Raw genomic sequence first — 18,841 nt, forward strand, 5'->3', positions numbered from 1 at the left:
ATCCTGGGGTGATGCACGCAGAACCCACGGAGCCGGCCGATGATCTGCTGCCCGCACTCGAGGTGATCGAGCAGCAGCCCCTCGGCGATCGTGCCGCCGCCTACGCGGTGCTGCTCGACGACATCGCTCGCCGCCTGGACTCCGGGCCGCTCGCCGGATGACCGAGCGCCTCGATGCCGCTGTCGCCGCGCGCGGGCTCGCGCGCTCTCGTACCCACGCCGCGACCCTGATCGCCCAGGGGCTCGTCTCGGTCGACGGCACTGCCGTGGTCAAGCCCTCGCATCGGGTCGCCGAATCCGCCGAGATCGCCGTGGCCGCCTCCGACCATTACGTGAGCCGGGCCGCCCACAAGCTGCTCGCCGCCCTCGACGCGTTCTCGATCGACGTCGCCGGACGCGCGGCGCTGGACATGGGGGCCAGCACCGGGGGATTCACGCAGGTGCTCCGCGAGCGCGGCGCCGAGCCTGTGCTCGCGGTCGACGTGGGGCACGATCAGCTCGCCGACAGTGTGCGCCAGGACGCCGGTGTGATCGCCGTCGAAGGATTCAACGTCCGCTTCATGGACCCGTCCACCCTCGCCGCCGCCGCGGGGATGACCTACACACCCGAGGTCGTCACGGGCGATCTGTCCTTCATCTCGCTGTCGCATGTGCTCGAGCCCGTGCGCTCGATCGTCACCGACACGAGCGACATCGTGCTGCTCATCAAGCCGCAATTCGAGGTGGGCCGCACCGCCGTGCGCGGAGGACTCGTCACGGATCCGGCGCAGCGTGCCGAATCGATCTCGACCGTCCTCTGGCAGGCGTGGGATGCGGGCCTGCAGACGGCGGGACTGATCGCTTCTCCCGTGGTGGGAACCCACGGCAACCAGGAGTATCTCGTGCACCTGGGCCGCACCGGCGGGCGCATTCCGTCAGAATGGGAGAGCACTGTGACCGAGCTGACGGGAGTGCGATGACCGATCCGCGCCACATCCTCGTGGTGGCCCACGCGCGCCGCGCAGACACCGTCGAGGCGGCCGATCGTGTGATCTCGGCCCTGCGCGCCGCGGGCGCCACTCCGGTGCTGGCCGAAGACGATCGCGACGAGCTCGCCGAAGTGCTGCCGCGCTGCGCCGATCTCGCCGTGCTGGGCGTCGATGTGCCCCTGCACGAGATCGAGCTCGCGATCGTGCTGGGCGGCGACGGAACAATCCTGCGCGCGGCCGAGATGGTGCGCAACGGCACCGCGCCGGTGCTCGGGATCAATATGGGCCACGTGGGCTTTCTCGCCGAGAGCGAGCGCGACGACATGGACGAGGCGGTCGCGCGAGTCATCGCCCGCGACTACCGGGTCGAGGAACGCCTCGCTCTCTCGGTACGGGTCAAGGACGCCTCAGGGCAGGTCATCTACAGCACCTGGGCCTTGAACGAGGCGACGGTCGAGAAGGCGAGTCGCGAGCGGATGCTCGAGGTCGTCATGGAGATCGACGGCCGCCCCCTGTCGAGCTTCGGATGCGACGGCGTGGTCATTGCGACGCCCACCGGATCGACGGCCTACAACTTCTCCGCCGGTGGCCCGATCATCTGGCCGACGGTCGAGGCCATCTCCGTCGTCCCGCTGTCGGCTCACGCGCTGTTCGCGAAGCCGCTGGTCGTCGGTCCAGAGGCTGCGGTCGCGATCGAGGTGCTGGCACGGACGCACGGCACCGGCATCCTCTGGTGCGATGGCCGCCGCTCGCACGAGCTGCCCCCGGGAGCGCGCGTCGTCGCCCGGCGCTCCACGGAACCGGTGCGTCTCGCGCGCCTGCATCCGCCGGCATTCACCGAGCGTCTGGTGCAGAAATTCCACCTGCCCGTCACCGGATGGCGGGGGCCGGCGGGAGAGGTCACCGCGTGATCGAGGAGATGCGCCTGCGAGAGCTCGGTGTCATCGCCGACGCGACGCTGCCCATGGGGCCGGGCTTCACCGCCATCACCGGCGAGACCGGTGCGGGCAAGACCATGGTCGTCACCGGACTCGGCCTGCTCCTGGGCGCGCGTGCCGACTCGGGTGTCGTGCGTTCGGGCGCACCCGCCGCGGCCGTCGAGGGCGTCTGGCTGGTGGATGCCGGAGGCCCGGCGGCCGAGCGCGTGCGCGAGGCCGGCGGAGACCTGGACCCGATCGGCGACGACCGCGCCGAACTCCTTCTCGGCCGCACGCTCAGCGCCGAGGGGCGCAGCCGTGCCACGGTCGGCGGCAGGTCGGCGCCTGTCGGCGTTCTGACCGATCTCGCCGATCTCCTCGTGGCCGTGCACGGGCAGTCCGACCAACTGCGCCTGCGCTCCGGCACCGCCCAGCGCGACGCCCTCGACCGGTACGCGGGCCAGAGCGTGTCTGCGCCTCTCGAGGAGTACCGCGGCGCGTACGAGCGGGTGAGGGCGCTGGATGCGGAGCTCGCCGAGCTGGTGCAGCGCCGCGACGAACGCGCGCGCGAGGCGGAGCAGTTGCGCGCGGATCTCGCCGACATCGACGCCGCAGCACCGCAGCCGGGAGAGGACGTGCAGCTGGCAGCCCGCGCCGAGCTGCTCGCGAACGTGGAGGAGCTCCGCGCCGCCGCGGCCCTCGCGCACGAGGCACTCGCCAGCGAACAGGACGCGCCCGACGCGTCCACGCTCGTCGCCGAGGCGCGGCGCGCTCTGGAACGCGTCTCCGACGCCGATCCCGCCGTCGCGGCGATGGCCGAGCAGGCCGCCGAGATCTCCTACCGGATCGTGGATCTCGCCGGCACCGTCGCGGGGTATCTGGCCGATCTCGACGAGACGGGGCCCGCGGAACTCGCCGCGGTCGAGGAGCGCCGCAGCATCCTCGCCGGGCTTGTGCGCGCCCACGGCAGTCTGGAAGCCGCACTGACACTCGCCGCCGACGGAGCGGACCGTCTTGCCGAGCTCGATGACGACGATTCGCGCGTCGAGCGGCTGAACACCGAACGCGCGGAGGTCGTCGAGCGTCTCGACGCCGCGGCCGCCGCCCTCACCGCGGCGCGCCGAGAGGCCGCGGGACGGCTCGCAGCCGCCGTCACCGAGGAGCTTCACGCCCTCGCCCTCCCCGACGCCCGCGTCGACGTCCAGGTGAGCGAGGCCCCGGCCTCCGCCGCGGGACGCGACGAGATCGCGATCCTGCTCGCCCCGCATCCGGGCGCAGCTCCGCGGCCCGTGTCGAAGGGGGCGTCGGGCGGAGAACTCAGCCGCGTCATGCTCGCGATCGAGGTCGTGATCGCCGCGACCGACCCGGTGCCCACGTTCGTCTTCGATGAGGTGGATGCGGGAATCGGCGGCGCCGCCGCCATCGAAGTGGGGCGGCGCCTGGCGCGCCTCGCCGAGACATCGCAGGTCATCGTCGTGACCCACCTCGCCCAGGTCGCGGCGTTCGCAACGAACCACCTCAGCGTCGTGAAGCAGAACGACGGCTCCGTCACCCAGTCGAGCGTGAGACGCCTCGCGGGGGCCGAACGTGAAGCGGAGATGGCGCGACTGCTGTCGGGTTTGGCAGACTCCGACGCAGCACTCACCCACGCGAGGGAGCTGCTCGCGCTCGCCGGTCCCGCCCACTGATAGGATAGAAGCCCGTGACGAACTCTTCCGGCTCAGGCCTCTCCCACGGTACGAACAACGACGACACCACCAAGCACATCTTCGTGACGGGCGGTGTCGTCTCCTCGTTGGGCAAGGGCCTGACCGCCGCCAGTCTCGGCAATCTGCTCACGGCTCGGGGCTTGCGCGTCGTGATGCAGAAGCTCGACCCGTACCTGAACGTCGACCCGGGAACGATGAACCCGTTCCAGCACGGCGAGGTCTTCGTCACCGACGACGGCGCCGAGACCGACCTCGACATCGGGCACTACGAGCGCTTCCTCGACATCGAACTGAGCCAGGCTGCCAACGTCACGACCGGTCAGATCTACTCGCAGGTCATCGCCCGCGAGCGCCGCGGCGAGTACCTCGGCGACACGGTGCAGGTCATCCCGCACATCACCGACGAGATCAAGCGTCGGATGCGGCTGCAGGCCAGCGAGTCGCCCAAACCCGACGTGATCATCACCGAGGTCGGGGGCACCGTCGGCGACATCGAGTCCCAGCCGTTCCTCGAGGCGGCACGTCAGCTGCGCCACGAGCTCGGCCGCGACACCGTGTTCTTCGTGCACGTCTCGCTCGTGCCGTTCATGGGTGCGTCGGGTGAGCAGAAGACCAAGCCGACGCAGCACTCGGTCGCAGCTCTGCGCTCGATCGGTATCCAGCCCGACGCGCTGGTGCTGCGCAGCGACCGTCCCGTCACGGACGCCAACAAGCGCAAGATCGCCCTGATGTGCGACGTCGACGTCGAGGGCGTCATCAACACCGTCGACCTGCCGAGCATCTACGACATCCCCTCCACGCTCAACGAGCAGGGCCTGGACGCGTACATCGCGCGCCGGCTCGGGCTGAGCGAGAAGGCGGCGGAGGTCGACTGGTCGCGCTGGCAGCAGGTGCTCAACGCCGTGCACAACCCCAAGCACGACGTCACCATCGGTCTCGTCGGCAAGTACATCGACCTTCCCGACGCCTACCTGTCTGTCACCGAGGCGTTGAAGGCCGGCGGCTTCGCGCACGAGACCCACGTCAACATCCGGTGGATCCCCTCCGACACCTGCGAGACCCCGGAGGGTGCTGCGGCCGCGCTCGCGGACGTCGACGGCATCGTCGTGCCCGGCGGATTCGGCATCCGCGGCATCGAGGGCAAGCTCGGTGCTCTGCGCTTCGCGCGCGAGCAGGGCATCCCCACGCTCGGCATCTGCCTCGGCCTGCAGTGCATGGTCATCGAGTACGCCCGCACGATGGCGGGCCTCGAGGGTGCGTCCTCGAGCGAGTTCGACCCCGACACCGTGCACCCCGTCGTCGCCACGATGGCCGAGCAGGTCGACATCCTCGACCACGGCGACCTGGGCGGCACGATGCGACTGGGGCTGTACCCCGCCGACCTCGCCGAGGGCTCGATCGCCGCGGAGGTCTACGGATCGAACCGCGCCTCCGAGCGCCACCGCCACCGCTATGAGGTCAACAACGCGTACCGCGAGCAGCTCGCGGATGCCGGTCTCGTCTTCTCGGGGCTGAACCCCGACCTCGGTCTCGTCGAGTACGTCGAGCTGCCGCGAGACGTGCACCCGTATTACATCGCCACCCAGGCTCACCCCGAGCTTCGCTCGCGGCCGACGGCTCCGCATCCGCTGTTCCGCGGGCTGGTCGGCGCGGCGCTGGACCGTCACCGCGCGAGCGAGCTGTTCGACGTCGAGAACGCGTGAGCGGGGCGCGGCCGTGATCGAGGACGAGCGGTTCGACGGCGAGGTCGTCGACACGAGCGTGGTCTTCCACGGCCGCGTCTGGGACGTGCGCTCGGATGTGGTGCGCTACGGCGACGGCGAGATCGTGCGCGACTACGTCGACCACACCGGCGCCGCCGCTGTCGTGGCCGTCGACGACGAGCACCGTGTGCTGCTCATCCAGCAGTACCGGCATCCGATCCGTCACCGCGATTGGGAGATCCCGGCGGGTCTGCTCGACGTGGCGGGGGAGAGCCCTGCCCAAACCGCCCGTCGCGAGCTCGCGGAGGAGGTGGACCTCGCCGCGGGCAGCCTCGAGCCGCTCGTGAGCCTGTTCACGAGCCCCGGCGGCAGCGACGAGATCGTCCACGTCTTCCTCGCACGCGACCTCGTGCAGCTGAGCGTCCACGAGCGCACCGACGAGGAGGCGGACATCGTCGCGCAGTGGGTGCCGCTGAGCGAGGTCGTCGATGCGATCCTGGCCGGGAGCGTGCGCAACGGCATCCTCATCTCGGGCGTGCTCGCCGCGGCCGAACGGCTCCGCCGGGACGACACGGTCGGCTGAGATGCGCATCGGCCGCGCGGTCGAGGTGTACCTGCGTCACGTGACGATCGAGCGCGGGTTGGCACCGCACACCGTCGACGCCTACCGCCGGGACCTGGCGACCTATGCCGCATGGCTCGCCGAACGAGGCATCGACGACGTCGACGAGGTGGATGCGGCGCTGGTCGCGGCGTTCGCGGCGGAGAAGGCGTCGGCCGAGCCGCGGCCGGCCGCATCCAGCCTCGCCCGCCTGCAGTCCTCGGTCCGCGGCCTGCACCGCTTCCTCATGCGCGAGGGGATCCGCGAGGACGACCCCGCGCAGGATCTTCGCCCGCCCAAGCTCGCACAGCGGCTTCCGAAGGCGTTGACGATCGAGCAGGTCGAACGCCTGCTGGACGCATCCGGTCCCGCGCCCGGGCAGGCCGAGACAGCCACATCCGTGCAGCTTCGCGACCGCGCGCTCGTCGAGCTGCTCTATGCGACGGGTGCGCGCGTGTCGGAGATCGTGCAACTCGACGTGGACGACCTCACCCATGGCGAAGTGCTGCGGGTGCGTGGCAAGGGGTCGAAGGAGCGCATCGTGCCGGTCGGCTCCTACGCCCGCGCCGCGGTCGACGCCTACCTCACCCGCGCCCGGCCGGAGCTGGCCCGCCGCGGCCGGGGGACCCCGCGCCTCTTCCTGGGTGCGCGAGGGGCGGCGCTGTCGCGGCAGAGCGCGTGGGCCGTTCTGCAACAGGCGGCAGAGGGTGCCGGGCTCGAGGCCCATGTCTCCCCGCACACGCTGCGTCACTCGTTCGCGACGCACCTGCTGCAGGGCGGGGCAGATGTGCGTGTGGTGCAGGAACTGCTCGGTCACTCGTCGGTTGCGACCACCCAGATCTACACGCACGTGAGCGTCGACGCGCTCCGTGACGTCTACGCGGCGGCCCACCCCCGCGCGCGCTGAGCCACATGCCCCCGTCGGCGTCGCCGGGCGGATAGACACGGCTACGCGGCCTGCGGGGTCGCGTGCGCCCGCGCATCATCGGAGAGGTGAGGAGACTGCGCCGCACCCCGGCGGGGGAGGACGCCTCGGAGCGTCCTGGCTTCGCGTACCTGCCGGCCGACACCGTGTACCTGGATGCGGCGTGCCAGTCGATGCGTCCCGCTCCGGTCATCGAGGCGCTCGACGCGTACTTCCGCACGCTGAACGCCTGCGGCGGGCGCTCTTCCTACGAGAGCGCCAGGCAGGTGGATACCGGTGTCGCCGACACGCGCGCCGCAGTGCTGCGCGCGCTGGGGTTGACCTCCCGCACGCACGCGGTGTCGTTCACGCTGAACACGACCTACGGTCTGAACCTGCTTCTGACGCAGATGCCGGCCGGGCGGTTCCGCCGGGTGGTCACGACGGTGACCGAGCACAACGCCGTCTTCCTCAGCACGATCGCCTTCGCTCGCGCCCACGGAATCGATCGTGTGGTGCTGGAGCGCGACGCCCTCGGAGCGCTCATGTACCGCGACGCCGACCTCACGGGTGCCCTCGTCGTCGTGTCGGCGCAGAACAACGTGGACGGCGCCGTCACCGCGGATCTCGCTGGTCTCGTCGCCGACACGCACCGGCTCGGCGGGGCGGTGATCGTCGATGCCGCCCAGGCGATGGCGCACGCGCCCGAAGTCCTGCGAGGCCTGGCCGCCGATGCGATCTGTTTCTCGGCCCACAAGGCGTACGGCCCGTCGCTGGGTGTCGTCGTCGCATTGCGCTCCCTGCTGATGTCGCTCGAGATCGGATTCGTCGGCGGCGGCCAGGTGGCCGAGGTCACCGCGGAGGACTTCGTCCTGCTCGACGAGCCGCACACCCGTCTGGAGCCGGGTCTGCAGGCGTGGGGGGAGATCCTCGCCTTCGGTGCGGCGCTCCGGTGGCGGGAGGCATATGCGCATGCCGCGGGGGAGTCGGTGGAGCAGCGCGAGCGCCGGCTCACCCGTTCGCTGCGCGAGGGGCTCAGGGAGATGCCGAACCTGACGGTCTTCGGCGATCCCGACGGCGCGCTCGTGCCGCTTCGCGCCCACCGCGTCGACAGCAACCGGCTGGCGGTCTTCCTCTCGAAAGCCGGGATCTCGGCACGCAGCGGCTATTTCTGCGCGCACTACTGGCTGCGCGAGCGCGAGCGGGTCGAACCGCTCCTGCGCTTCAGCCTGGGGGCGCACAACACCGAACAGGACGTCGCGCGCTGTCTCGACGTGCTCGGCCGGATGCTGAGGGGGCTCTGAATGCTCTGCATCGCGGCGTTCCTCGTGCTGCTCGTGCTCGCGGCCGTCTCAGCGAAGTACCGCCGGTTGCTCGGCACCGCTTGGCGGTGCGTCACCCGGCGCGTGACGTTCCGTCCCTGCGACACCTCGTTCCGCGAGGACGTGAAGAACAGCATGCTCGCCCCGCTTGCGGTGCGCGCGCCCAGACTCGTGAAGCCGGCCAGCATCGCGATCGAGGTCACCGCCTGGATCATGGTGCTCTCGCTCGTCGTGAGCCTGTACATCGTCGGCAAGAGCGGGCTCAACCTCTTCGTCTACGGCACCTGCAACCCGCAGGACACGCAGGCCTGCAGCCTCTCGGCGGGCGCGTGCAGCATCGACGCCGGCGCAGACGACTTCGGCTCGGCCCTCGGCAAGGGGGACGTCATCGGCGCCTTCGCCGCGGAGTTCCGCTCCCTCGGCAAGACCTTCGACGCGTTGCCCAGTCGACTGAAGGACTGGGACGCCCGGGAGTACCTCCCCGAGGCCGCGAGCTACGCCGGGGGATACCGGGAGGGCCTTCCGGTGGCGGTCGAGGTGATCGATCCGGGATGCCGCTTCTGCGCCGAGCTCTTCCGCAACATCCAGAGCGCCGGCTTCGCCGACGGGCAGAACCTCGCCTACATCCCGTATCCGATCGGACCCGACGCCGCTCCCAAGTTCACGAACTCGCCGCTCATCACCGACTACCTCACCGCGATCCGGCTCACGGAGGAGGGCGATGTCCCGCGCGCGGGAGGCACGGATTGGCGGATCCTCGCGCACATCTTCACGGGCGAGCGCGCCGACGGCGTCGCCTGGCAGACGTGGTTCAACGAGCAGGCGAGCGCCCAGGAGGCCGAGACGCAGCTGCAGGATTGGCTCGCCGAATCCGGCTACGACGCTTCCCGCATCCAGGAGGTGGCGCGCCTCGCGGCATCCGACGAGGTGCACGAGATCGTCGCCGCGGGCAAGCGTGTCGTCGAGGAGGAGATCCGCACCGCCACCGTTCCCACCCTGATCGCGGACGGCGCCCTGCACCCCGGCGTGGTGTCGGTCGACCAGCTGCGGGGGATGCGGTGAGCGGAGCCGGGTTAGTCACGGCTCCGGCGACCCCCGAGAGCCGCCCGCCGCGCGCACACTGAGCGCATGAGCGTTCCCACCGCGCCCCCGTCTCGCGCGCTCGCCGTCTTCTGGATCATCGCCGGCCTGCTCGGCTGGGCGGTCTCGTTCCTCCTGTACCTCGAGTACATCGGGCAGCTGCGCGGAGTCGACCCACTGGTGTCGTGCCAGCTGAGCGTGATCGTGACCTGCGGACCCAACCTGCTCTCGCCCGGCGGCAACCTTCTCGGCTTCAGCAACTCGATCATCGGCGTGGTGCTGTTCCTCGGCCCGATCTACGCCGGTGTGACGACGCTCGCTGGCGCGACGAGCCTGAGGCGCTGGTACTGGCGCACGTACATGGCCTTCATCGCCGCGGCCTTCGTCTTCGTGCATTTCCTCGCCTACCGGAGCGTCTTCGAGTACGGCTCGCTCTGCCCCTGGTGCATGGTCGTCTGGCTCGTCACCATCCCGCTGTTCTGGGTCACCCTCGGCTGGAGCGCGCGTGCCGGACTATGGGGCGACCGGATGCGGCCCGTCGGCCGCTGGCTCGCCAGCTGGGCGCCGCTGGTGGCCATCCTCGACGTCGCGCTGATCGCCCTCGTCGCTCAGCTGCGGTTGGACGCCCTGGGGTCGCTGTTCTGAGCCGACCGCGGCCGCGTCGCGTTACAAACCTGTGAATTGTCTAAGCGCATCCCCGTGAGTTCCACTACCGTCGGGCTCACCGGGGAAACGCGAGAGGACACCACGTGACGACATCACGGCCACGAGCCGCCCGTTTCGGGATCGGTATCGGTATCGGAGCAGCGCTGGCGGTGACCGCCGGCATCGCGCCCGCCGCCGCCGTCGATCCCGCCGATCTGGAGGAACGGGTGACGGTGGATGCCGTCGTCGGCCACCTGCAGCAGCTGCAGGACATCGCCGATGCGAACGGCGGCAACAGGGCAGCGGGCACCAGCGGCTACGAAGCCAGCGCGGTCTACATCGAGCAGGCGCTGACCGCGGCGGGGTACACGCCCGAGCGCCAGTACTTCGACGCCGACCTGCAGACGATCGACGCCTACACGCTGACGATCGACGGATTCGCCACCTCGGACCCGATCGGCATCCCGATGGAGTTCACCCCGAGTACGCCGGCGGGCGGACTCACCGATCTGCCGCTGGTCACACCCGCGGCTCCCCTCGGCTGCACCGCCGACGACTGGGCCGGCGTGGATGCGGCGGGCGCCATCGCCCTCGTCGCGCGCGGCAGCTGCTCCTTCGCCGAGAAGTCGGCGGCCGCCGCTGCCGCGGGCGCAGAGGCCGTGATCGTCTACAACAACGAGCCCGGCCCGCTCGAGGGCACCCTCGGCGCTCAGACGCCCGAGCTTGCACCGACGGTCGGCATCCTGCAGAGCGAGGGCGAGGATCTCCTCGCGGCGCTCGCGAACGGACCCGTCCTCGCCGACCTCGACCTGCAGCAGCACATCGACTCCGTCGAGACGTTCAACATCCTCGCCGACACGCCCACCGGACGCGACGACAACGTCGTCATGCTCGGTGCCCACCTCGACTCGGTCGAGGACGGCCCCGGTATCAACGACAACGGCTCGGGCTCGGCGGCGATCCTGGAGATCGCGCTCCAGCTCGCCGCATCCGGCGAGTTGGAGAACACCGTCCGCTTCGCCTGGTGGGGAGCGGAGGAGATCGGGCTGCTGGGATCGGCGCACTACGTGGACGATCTCTACGAGACCGGCGGCGATGCCGCGCTCGGCACCATCGCGACCTACCTCAACTTCGACATGGTCGCCTCGCCCAACTACGTGATCGCCGTCTACGACGCCGATCAGTCCACGTACGAGGCTCCGGTGGAGGTTCCCGAGGGCTCGATCGCCACGGAGGCGGCGTTCACGAGCTACTTCGACGCGATCGGCCAGCCCTGGATCGACACCGCCTTCGACGCCCGCAGCGACTACAACGCGTTCATCCTGGCGGGCATCCCCGCATCCGGGCTGTTCACGGGTGCGGATGACGTCAAGACGGCAGAGCAGGTCGCGCTGTTCGGCGGCACCGAGGGCATCATCATGGACCCGAACTACCACACGCCCGCCGACAACATCTCCAACATCAATACGGAAGCGCTCGGCATCATGCTCGGTGCGATGGCCAGCGTCACCGCATCGCTCGCGAACGACACGTCCGCCGTCAACGGCGTGGCTCCGATCGTCGACCCGGCCCCGGCGGCACCGGTGCCGGCCCCCGAGGTCACCGAGGAGGGGGCTCACCTTCTCGCCGCCTCCGGTTCGGAGATCTCCGGCGCGTGGATCGGTGGCGGTGTCCTCGCGCTCCTCGTGGGCGGTGTCGTGATGGCGGCCGCCGCACGTCGCCGGCGCACCGTCTGAGTAGGGTTCGGGGAGGGGGCTCGGTGCGCCCTCCCCGAACCCGCGCGCTGCCGTCGCTAGAATCGATCGAACGACCAAGCAGAGCGGGAGTACGGTGGCGGAGCGCGCAGTGAAGCAGGCGGGTAAAGGCACGAAGGGCGATGTGCCCCTCGGCCCGACCGGTCGCCCCTATCAGGGGTTCGCGACACCGCCGGCACTCGCCGCCCACGGACCCGCACGCATCATCGCCCTCTGCAACCAGAAGGGCGGGGTCGGCAAGACGACCACGACCATCAATCTGGCCGCTTCGCTCGCGCACTACGGCCGCAAGGTGCTGGCAGTCGACTTCGACCCGCAGGGCGCGCTGTCTGCGGGCCTGGGGATCACGACGCACGATGTGCCCACGATCTACGACCTGCTGCTGGACACCAAGCGCGACCCGCGCGAGGTCATCGTGAAGACCTCTGTCGACGGTCTCGACGTGCTGCCGGCCAACATCGACCTGTCGGCCGCCGAGGTGCACCTCGTCAACGAAGTGGCCCGTGAGACCATCCTCGCCCGCGTGCTCCGCCATGTGGCGGGGGAGTACGACGTCATCCTCATCGACTGCCAGCCTTCCCTCGGACTGCTGACGGTCAATGCGCTGACAGCGAGCCACGGCGTACTCATCCCACTCGAGTGCGAGTTCTTCGCCCTGCGCGGCGTGGCGCTGCTGATCGAGACGATCGACAAGGTGCGCGACCGGCTGAACCCGTCGATCACCCTCGACGGTGTGCTCGCCACGATGTACGACCCGCGCACGCTCCACTCCCGCGAGGTGCTCGAGCGCGTGGTGGAGGCGTTCGGCGACGATGTGCTGGAGACCGTGATCGGGCGCACCGTGAAGTTCCCCGACGCCTCGGTGTCGGGGATGCCCATCACCGAGTTCGCTCCCGAACACGCTGCGGCGCAGGCCTACCTGCGCCTCGCGCGGGAGCTGGTCGCCCGTGGCGCCGTCGCCTGAGCCGCAGGACGCGGCCACCGACGGATTCCGGGTATCGCTGGGCGTCTTCGACGGCCCGTTCGATCTGCTGCTGACGCTCATCTCGCAGCACGAGCTCGACATCACGGATGTGGCGCTCAGCGTCGTCACCGACGAGTTCATCGCGTATCTGCGCCAGCTCGGTCCGGATGCGGAACTCGACGAGGCCTCGGAGTTCCTCGTCGTCGCCGCGACCCTGCTCGACATGAAGGTGGCAGGGCTGCTCCCACAGGGAGAGCTCGTGGATGCGGAGGCCGTGGCGCTGCTCGAGGCCAGGGACCTGCTGTTCGCCCGCCTGCTGCAGTACCGCGCCTTCAAAGAGGTTTCCGCCTGGTTCGCGCGTTCACTGGAACGCGAGGAGCGCCGTCACGCGCGCAGCGTCCGCATCGACGAGCGGTACCGGCAAGCGGCGCCTGAGCTGGTCTGGACGCTCAGCACCGAGGATTTCGCGGCGCTCGCCATGCTGGCGATGGCGCCGAAGGAGATCCCGACGGTCGGACTCGACCACCTGCACGCGCCGCTGGTGAGCATCCGGGAACAGGCCGCGATCGTGGTGAGCCTCCTGCGCCAACGCGGGACGCTGACCTTCCGCGAGCTGATCGCCGGAGTGGACGCCTCCGGCATCGTCGTCGCACGATTCCTCTCCATCCTCGAGCTGTATCGCCACGCGGCGCTCTCGTTCGAGCAGCTGGAGCCACTCGGCGAGCTGACCCTGCGCTGGAGCGCGGAACGCTGGTCCGAGGAGAACCTCGCCACTCTGGGAGCCGACTATGACCGATGACACCCGTACCGAGGAATCGGAGCCCACCGCCTGGCCGCAGGACGTGGGCTCTGTCGCGCGACGGCTCGAGGCGGTGCTGCTCATCCTCGACGAGCCGCACAGCGTCGTGGCGCTCGCAGCGGCCGTCAGCGCGCCGGTCCCTGCGGTGCGCAAGGCGATCGCAGCCCTCGTCGCCGACTACGACGGTGAAGACGGCGGCCCGCGCCGCGGGTTCGAACTGCGCGAGGTCGGTGGGGGATGGCGACTCTATGTGCGCGAGGAGTACGACCGTGTCATCACCGAGTTCCTCGGCACCCAGCAGCCCGCACGTCTGTCGCAGGCCGCGCTGGAGACTCTCGCGGTCATCGCTTACAAGCAGCCCGTGACCCGCGGGCAGGTCGCATCCATCCGCGCCGTCAACGTCGACTCCGTGGTGCGCACGCTCGTGGGCCGGGGCCTCATCACCGAGGTGGGCCACGACGCGGAGACCGGCGCCATCCTGTACGGCACGACCGACGTGCTGCTCGAGAAGCTCGGCATCAACACGATCGACGAGCTTCCCCACATCTCACCGCTGCTCGACGACGGCAGCACCGGCTTCGAGGAGATCGCACGATGACCGACACCGAGGGCGTCCGCTTGCAGAAGGCGCTCGCGAACGCGGGCGTCGCCTCCCGCCGCGTGGCGGAGCAGTACATCGTCGAAGGCCGGGTGCGCGTCAACGGCGCGGTCGTGACCGAGCTCGGCAGCCGGATCGACCCCGAGGTCGACCTCGTCGACGTCGACGGCGTCGCGGTCGAGTTCGACCAGTCGAAGCGATACGTGATGCTCAACAAGCCCACGGGCGTCGTCAGCTCGATGGGCGACGACCGGGGGCGCCGCGACCTTCGCGAGTTCACCCGAGACTTCGAGGAGCGCCTCTACAACGTCGGCCGCTTGGACGCCGACACATCGGGCCTGCTGCTGCTGACGAACGACGGCGATCTCGCCCACGTGCTGGCACACCCGTCGTTCGGTGTCACGAAGGTCTACATCGCGAAGGTCGACGGACGCGTCTCCGCGCAGACGATCGCAGCGCTCACGCGCGGCTTCGAACTCGAGGACGGCTTCATTCGGGCGGACAAGGCGCGCCTGCTCGACGCGTCGGCCACGAGCAGCCTCGTGGAGCTCACGCTGCATTCCGGCCGCAATCGCATCGTGCGCCGCATGATGGCCGCTGTGGGGCATCCCGTGCTCGAGCTCGTGCGCCGGCAGTTCGGCCCTCTCCACCTGGGAACACTCCCGGCGGGGCGGATGCGCGAGTTGACTAAGATCGAGCGGGGTGCGCTTCTCACGCTCGCGCGCCGCGACCAGGTGTCCGACCCGCCCGGAGAGCAGGAGAACCAGTGAGCGAGTCGAACGGCACCAGCGCGCCTGCGCGGGTCGCCGCACGCACCTCGGGCACGGTCCGCGTCGTCGGCGCGGGCCTCTTGGGTGCGAGCATCGGTCATGCCCTGCGCGCTCTGGGCGTCGACGTCGTGCTCGATGACACCTCGCCCGCGCAGCTCCGCCTCGCGATCGACTACGGCGCCGGTCGTGCTGCGGCGCCCGGCGACAGCCCCCGCCTCGTCGTGGTCGCCGTGCCCCCGGATGTGATCGCGGACGTCGTCGAGCGGGAGCTCGCGGCCTACCCGGATGCCGTCGTGACCGACGTCGCGAGCGTCAAGGGGCAGCCGTTGCGCGCGCTCCGGGCGCGCGGCGTGAACCTGGCGCGGTACATCGGCTCGCATCCCATGGCCGGCCGCGAACGCGGCGGGGCCATCGCGGCGCGGGCCGACCTGTTCATCGGACGGCCGTGGGTGGTCTGCCGCGATGAGGAGACCACCGCCGCCGATCTCGCACTCGTCGAGGGTCTCGCTCTCGATCTGGGGGCAACGCCGATCGAGATGGCGCCCGAGGAGCACGACCGATCGGTCGCTCTCGTCTCGCACGTGCCCCAGCTCGTCTCGAGCCTGCTGGCCGCGAGGCTCACGGCAGCGCCCGAAGACGCCCTGCGCCTGGCGGGACAGGGCGTGCGCGACACGACCCGACTCGCCGCATCCGCCCCCGAGCTCTGGGTGCAGATCCTCGGCGCCAACGCCGCTCCCGTCGTGGACGTGCTCGACGCGTTCGCCGAGGATCTGGCAGCCGTCGCGGACGCGCTGCGGGAGCCGGATGCGCCGGGCGCGCGTCGCGGCGTCGCCGACGCGATCCTGCGCGGCAACCAGGGGGTCGAGCGGTTGCCCGGAAAGCACGGGCAGAACCGGCGTTTCGAGACCATCGTCGTCATGGTGGACGACACCCCGGGTCAGCTCGGCCGCCTGTTCGGCGAGCTCGGCGAGCTGGGTGTGAACGTCGAGGACCTGCGCCTGGAGCATTCGCCCGGCGCTCAGTTCGGACTGGCAGAGATCAGTGTGGTTCCCGCGATCGCCGCGCCCGCCGTGGCGGGTCTCGAGGCGCGCGGGTGGAGGATTGCGAGCAGTGCCAATGAGTGATTCCGACGTTGCCATCGTCGCCGTCGACGGCCCCGCCGGCAGCGGCAAGTCCTCGGTCTCGAAGGAGGTCGCCCGCCGTCTCGGCTACGGCTACCTCGACACGGGCGCGGTGTACCGCTCCCTGGCGTGGCACGCGCTCGACCGGGCCGTCGACACCTCCGACGCCACCGCGGTGCTGGAGGCGATGGGCGACTTCGACGGCAGTATCTCGCTGGATCCCGACGACTACTGGGTGCGTGTGGGCGACACGGACGTCACCGAAGCGATCCGCGAGACTCGCGTGACCGAGGCGGTCAGCGGCGTCGCCCGTGTTCCGGTCGTACGCCACACCGTGAACGCGCGGTTCCGCGCCCTGGTCGCCGATTCCGGTCGGCCCGGCGTCGTCGTCGAAGGGCGCGACATCACCACGGTCGTGGCACCCGATGCGCCGGTGCGGATCCTGCTCACGGCGGCGCCCGAGGTGCGCGCCGCGCGGCGCAGCGCCGAGGTGAGCGGACAGGATGCGGCGGCCGTCGCCGATTCACTGCGTCGTCGCGACGCATCAGATTCCACCGTCGTCGACTTCATGTCGGCGGCCGAAGGGGTCGAGGTCGTGGATTCCACGCATCTCGACTTCGATGAGACAGTGGCGGCCGTTCTCGCGGTCGCAGAGAAAATGCAGGAGGTGCGCGATGCGCGCTGAGGACGAGTACGAAGCCGGACCAGATCAGCTCGAGGAGACCCTCGCCGGAATCGACGACACGCTCGCCGAGCAGCGCGCGATCGCGCTGCGGGCGTCGCTCGAGGATTACGACCTCGACGACGACGATGCCGAGGTGCTGGCGGGGCTCGTCGGCTCCGGTGACGGGATCGAGTACCTGCCGGCGCTGCCGGTGGTCGCGATCGTCGGTCGCCCGAACGTCGGCAAGTCCGCGCTCGTGAACCGTATCCTCGGACGCCGCGAGGCCGTCGTCGAGGACACCCCCGGGGTGACGCGCGACCGCGTGACGTACAAGGCGGAGTGGCTCGAGCGCCGCTTCTCCCTGGTGGACACCGGCGGCTGGGAGCCCGACGCCAAGGGCATCGACCGGTCGGTCGCAGCCCAGGCCGAGGTCGCGATCGACCTCGCGGACGTGGTGCTGTTCGTCGTGGACGCGATGGTGGGCGCCACCTCGACCGACGAGCACGTCGTGAAGCTGCTGCGCCGCAGCGGCAAGCCGGTCATGCTCGTCGCCAACAAGATCGACGACGCCCGCCAGGAGCCGGAGGCGGCGGCGCTGTGGAACCTCGGCCTCGGCGAGCCGCATCCCGTCTCCGCCATCCACGGCCGCGGCGTCGCCGACCTGCTCGACGAACTCGTGAAGGTGCTGCCGGATGTCTCCGCCGTGGCGAAGCACGAGATCGGGGGACCGCGTCGCGTTGCGATCCTGGGCCGTCCGAACGTGGGCAAGTCGTCGCTGCTGAACAAGGCGGCCGGCGAGGAGCGCGTCGTCGTCAACGAGCTCGCCGGCACCACCCGTGACCCGGTCGATGAGATCGTGGATCTCGGCGGCAAGCTCTGGCGTCTGGTCGACACCGCCGGCATCCGTCGGCGGGTGCACCTGCAGCAGGGTGCCGACTTCTATGCGTCGCTGCGCACATCGGCCGCGCTCGAGAAGGCCGAGGTCGCCGTCGTCGTGCTGGACGTGTCCGAGCCGCTCAGCGAGCAGGACGTGCGCATCATCGACATGGTGCTCGAATCGGGTCGCGCGCTCGTTCTCGCCTTCAACAAGTGGGACCGTCTGAACGACGACGACATGGCGAACATCGACCGCCGCCGCTACCTCGAGCGTGAGATCGAGCAGGACCTCGCGCACGTCGCGTGGGCCCCGCGCGTCAACATCTCCGCCCGCACCGGCCGTCATCTCGAGAAGCTCGTCCCGGCGCTCGAGACCGCCCTCGAGTCGTGGGACCAGCGCATCTCGACGGGCAAGTTCAACGCCTTCCTTTCGGAGCTGGTGGCCGAGCACCCGCACCCCGTGCGCGGCGGCAAGCAGCCCCGCATCCTGTTCGGCACGCAGGCGGGCACGCGCCCGCCGACATTCGTCCTGTTCACGACCGGCTTCCTGGACCCGGGTTACCGCCGGTTCATCCAGCGCCGCCTGCGCGAGCTGTACGGGTTCGAGGGCACGCCCATCGTCATCAACATGCGCGTGCGGGAGCGTCGCCAGCGCTGAGTCAGCGCACCAGCTCAGCGCACCGGCTCAGCGCACCGGCTCAGCGCACCGGCTCAGCGCACTGCGAACCGCGCGAACCGCTCACCCGGCACCGTGTCGAGCGAGACCTCATAGGAGGCCTCGCCGACACGGGGCATGGGGACGCGGGTTCCCTCGCTGCGGAAGCGCTGCAGGGCCCAGCACGTGACGCCGGCATCGGCGAGTCGGTGCCCGAGCACGGCGAGCTCCGCCGCATCCGCCGCTTCGGGGTGCACCGTCGTGCGCACCTCGTAGTCGAGCGGGCGTATCGTCCCCTCGCGCGCCGCCGACTCCGCGAGCACGACCGACAGCGACCCCCAGGAGCGCTCGGCGCTGTTGGAGTATCCCGTGACCTTCTCGTAGAGCCGCTTGCTCGTCTTGATGTCCAGGCCCACCCAATCCACGTAGGGAAGGATGCGGGCGAGCGCCGCCGGGTAGATCCCCGCCGTGTGCAGTCCCACCGCGAACCCGAGCTCCCGCACGGCGGCGATCGCCGCAGGCAGGGCCGGTTGCATCGTGGGCTCGCCGCCCGAGAACACGACGCCGTCCAACAGACCCCGCCGCTTCTTCAGAAACCCTCGCAGCGTCTGCCAGCTCATCGCAGCGGGCGCGCGGGGTGCGCGCAGCGCCGGATTGTGGCAGTAGAAGCAATCCCACGGGCACCCCTGCAGGAAGACGGTCGCCACGAGCTTGTCGGGCCAGTCGACCGTGGACAGGCGCGTGAGACCGGCGATGCGCACCGTGGCGGGGTCGATCGCGGCGGGGATCACC

Annotated in this window: 19 protein-coding genes; 18 read left to right on the forward strand and 1 reads right to left on the reverse strand. The window is 70.3% G+C overall.

The features are described 5' to 3' along the window. Positions 1-11 precede the first annotated feature (11 nt). The 18 genes from PQV94_RS05675 (at position 12) to der (ending at position 18,052) form a co-directional block, all read left to right on the forward strand. Complete coding sequence (locus tag PQV94_RS05675; protein ID WP_274287805.1) at positions 12-161, forward strand: hypothetical protein; 150 nt, start codon at positions 12-14, stop codon at positions 159-161. Next, positions 158-958 carry a TlyA family RNA methyltransferase gene (locus PQV94_RS05680; RefSeq protein WP_274287806.1) on the forward strand — a complete coding sequence of 267 codons (801 nt, stop codon included), beginning with the start codon at positions 158-160 and terminating at the stop codon, positions 956-958. Before PQV94_RS05675 ends, PQV94_RS05680 begins: the two co-directional genes overlap by 4 nt. Further along, positions 955-1,878 (forward strand): NAD kinase, encoded by a 924-nt coding sequence (locus PQV94_RS05685; RefSeq protein WP_274287807.1) that lies wholly within the window; start codon positions 955-957, stop codon positions 1,876-1,878. The genes PQV94_RS05680 and PQV94_RS05685 overlap by 4 nt, the downstream gene beginning before the upstream one ends. After that, the gene (gene recN, locus PQV94_RS05690) at positions 1,875-3,572 is read left to right on the forward strand and encodes a DNA repair protein RecN (protein WP_274287808.1); all 1,698 of its coding nucleotides are present in this window, start codon (positions 1,875-1,877) and stop codon (positions 3,570-3,572) included. Before PQV94_RS05685 ends, recN begins: the two co-directional genes overlap by 4 nt. 14 nt (positions 3,573-3,586) lie before the next feature. Next, a complete protein-coding gene (locus PQV94_RS05695; protein WP_274287809.1) occupies positions 3,587-5,296 on the forward strand; it encodes a CTP synthase in 1,710 nt (569 codons plus the stop codon). 13 nt (positions 5,297-5,309) lie between these two features. Then, a complete protein-coding gene (locus PQV94_RS05700; RefSeq protein ID WP_274287810.1) occupies positions 5,310-5,879 on the forward strand; it encodes an NUDIX domain-containing protein in 570 nt (189 codons plus the stop codon). Between the two features lies 1 nt (position 5,880). Beyond that, positions 5,881-6,804, forward strand: a complete 924-nt coding sequence (xerD, locus tag PQV94_RS05705) for a site-specific tyrosine recombinase XerD (protein ID WP_274287811.1) — start codon at positions 5,881-5,883, stop codon at positions 6,802-6,804. A gap of 86 nt (positions 6,805-6,890) precedes the next feature. Next, positions 6,891-8,105 (forward strand): aminotransferase class V-fold PLP-dependent enzyme, encoded by a 1,215-nt coding sequence (locus PQV94_RS05710; RefSeq protein WP_274287812.1) that lies wholly within the window; start codon positions 6,891-6,893, stop codon positions 8,103-8,105. Further along, complete coding sequence (locus tag PQV94_RS05715) at positions 8,106-9,185, forward strand: hypothetical protein (RefSeq protein WP_274287813.1); 1,080 nt, start codon at positions 8,106-8,108, stop codon at positions 9,183-9,185. 66 nt (positions 9,186-9,251) lie between these two features. Then, on the forward strand, positions 9,252-9,848 hold the full coding sequence (locus PQV94_RS05720; protein ID WP_274287814.1) for a vitamin K epoxide reductase family protein: 597 nt from the start codon (positions 9,252-9,254) through the stop codon (positions 9,846-9,848). Positions 9,849-9,952: 104 nt separating this feature from the next. Further along, positions 9,953-11,584: a M20/M25/M40 family metallo-hydrolase gene (locus tag PQV94_RS05725; protein ID WP_274287815.1), complete on the forward strand. Its 1,632-nt coding sequence runs from the start codon at positions 9,953-9,955 to the stop codon at positions 11,582-11,584. Positions 11,585-11,678: 94 nt separating this feature from the next. Then, positions 11,679-12,566, forward strand: coding sequence for a ParA family protein (locus PQV94_RS05730; protein WP_274287816.1), 888 nt, complete (start codon positions 11,679-11,681; stop codon positions 12,564-12,566). After that, positions 12,550-13,365 (forward strand): segregation and condensation protein A, encoded by an 816-nt coding sequence (locus PQV94_RS05735; protein ID WP_274287817.1) that lies wholly within the window; start codon positions 12,550-12,552, stop codon positions 13,363-13,365. Before PQV94_RS05730 ends, PQV94_RS05735 begins: the two co-directional genes overlap by 17 nt. Next, a complete protein-coding gene (gene scpB / locus PQV94_RS05740; RefSeq protein ID WP_274287818.1) occupies positions 13,355-13,963 on the forward strand; it encodes an SMC-Scp complex subunit ScpB in 609 nt (202 codons plus the stop codon). Before PQV94_RS05735 ends, scpB begins: the two co-directional genes overlap by 11 nt. Continuing rightward, entirely contained in the window at positions 13,960-14,733 is a 774-nt protein-coding gene (locus PQV94_RS05745; RefSeq protein WP_274287819.1) for a pseudouridine synthase, read from the forward strand. Before scpB ends, PQV94_RS05745 begins: the two co-directional genes overlap by 4 nt. After that, complete coding sequence (locus PQV94_RS05750; protein WP_274287820.1) at positions 14,730-15,857, forward strand: prephenate dehydrogenase; 1,128 nt, start codon at positions 14,730-14,732, stop codon at positions 15,855-15,857. Before PQV94_RS05745 ends, PQV94_RS05750 begins: the two co-directional genes overlap by 4 nt. Next, complete coding sequence (cmk, locus tag PQV94_RS05755; RefSeq protein WP_274287821.1) at positions 15,850-16,539, forward strand: (d)CMP kinase; 690 nt, start codon at positions 15,850-15,852, stop codon at positions 16,537-16,539. The genes PQV94_RS05750 and cmk overlap by 8 nt, the downstream gene beginning before the upstream one ends. After that, positions 16,529-18,052 (forward strand): ribosome biogenesis GTPase Der, encoded by a 1,524-nt coding sequence (der, locus tag PQV94_RS05760; RefSeq protein WP_274287822.1) that lies wholly within the window; start codon positions 16,529-16,531, stop codon positions 18,050-18,052. Before cmk ends, der begins: the two co-directional genes overlap by 11 nt. A 53-nt stretch (positions 18,053-18,105) precedes the next feature. Here the strand turns inward: der and PQV94_RS05765 are convergent, their stop codons facing one another. Then, entirely contained in the window at positions 18,106-18,840 is a 735-nt protein-coding gene (locus tag PQV94_RS05765) for an anaerobic ribonucleoside-triphosphate reductase activating protein (RefSeq protein WP_274287823.1), read from the reverse strand. Position 18,841 lies beyond the last annotated feature (1 nt).

It is taken from the genome of Microbacterium sp. Clip185 (assembly GCF_028743715.1).
In the GTDB taxonomy this organism is placed as follows: Bacteria; Actinomycetota; Actinomycetes; order Actinomycetales; family Microbacteriaceae; genus Microbacterium.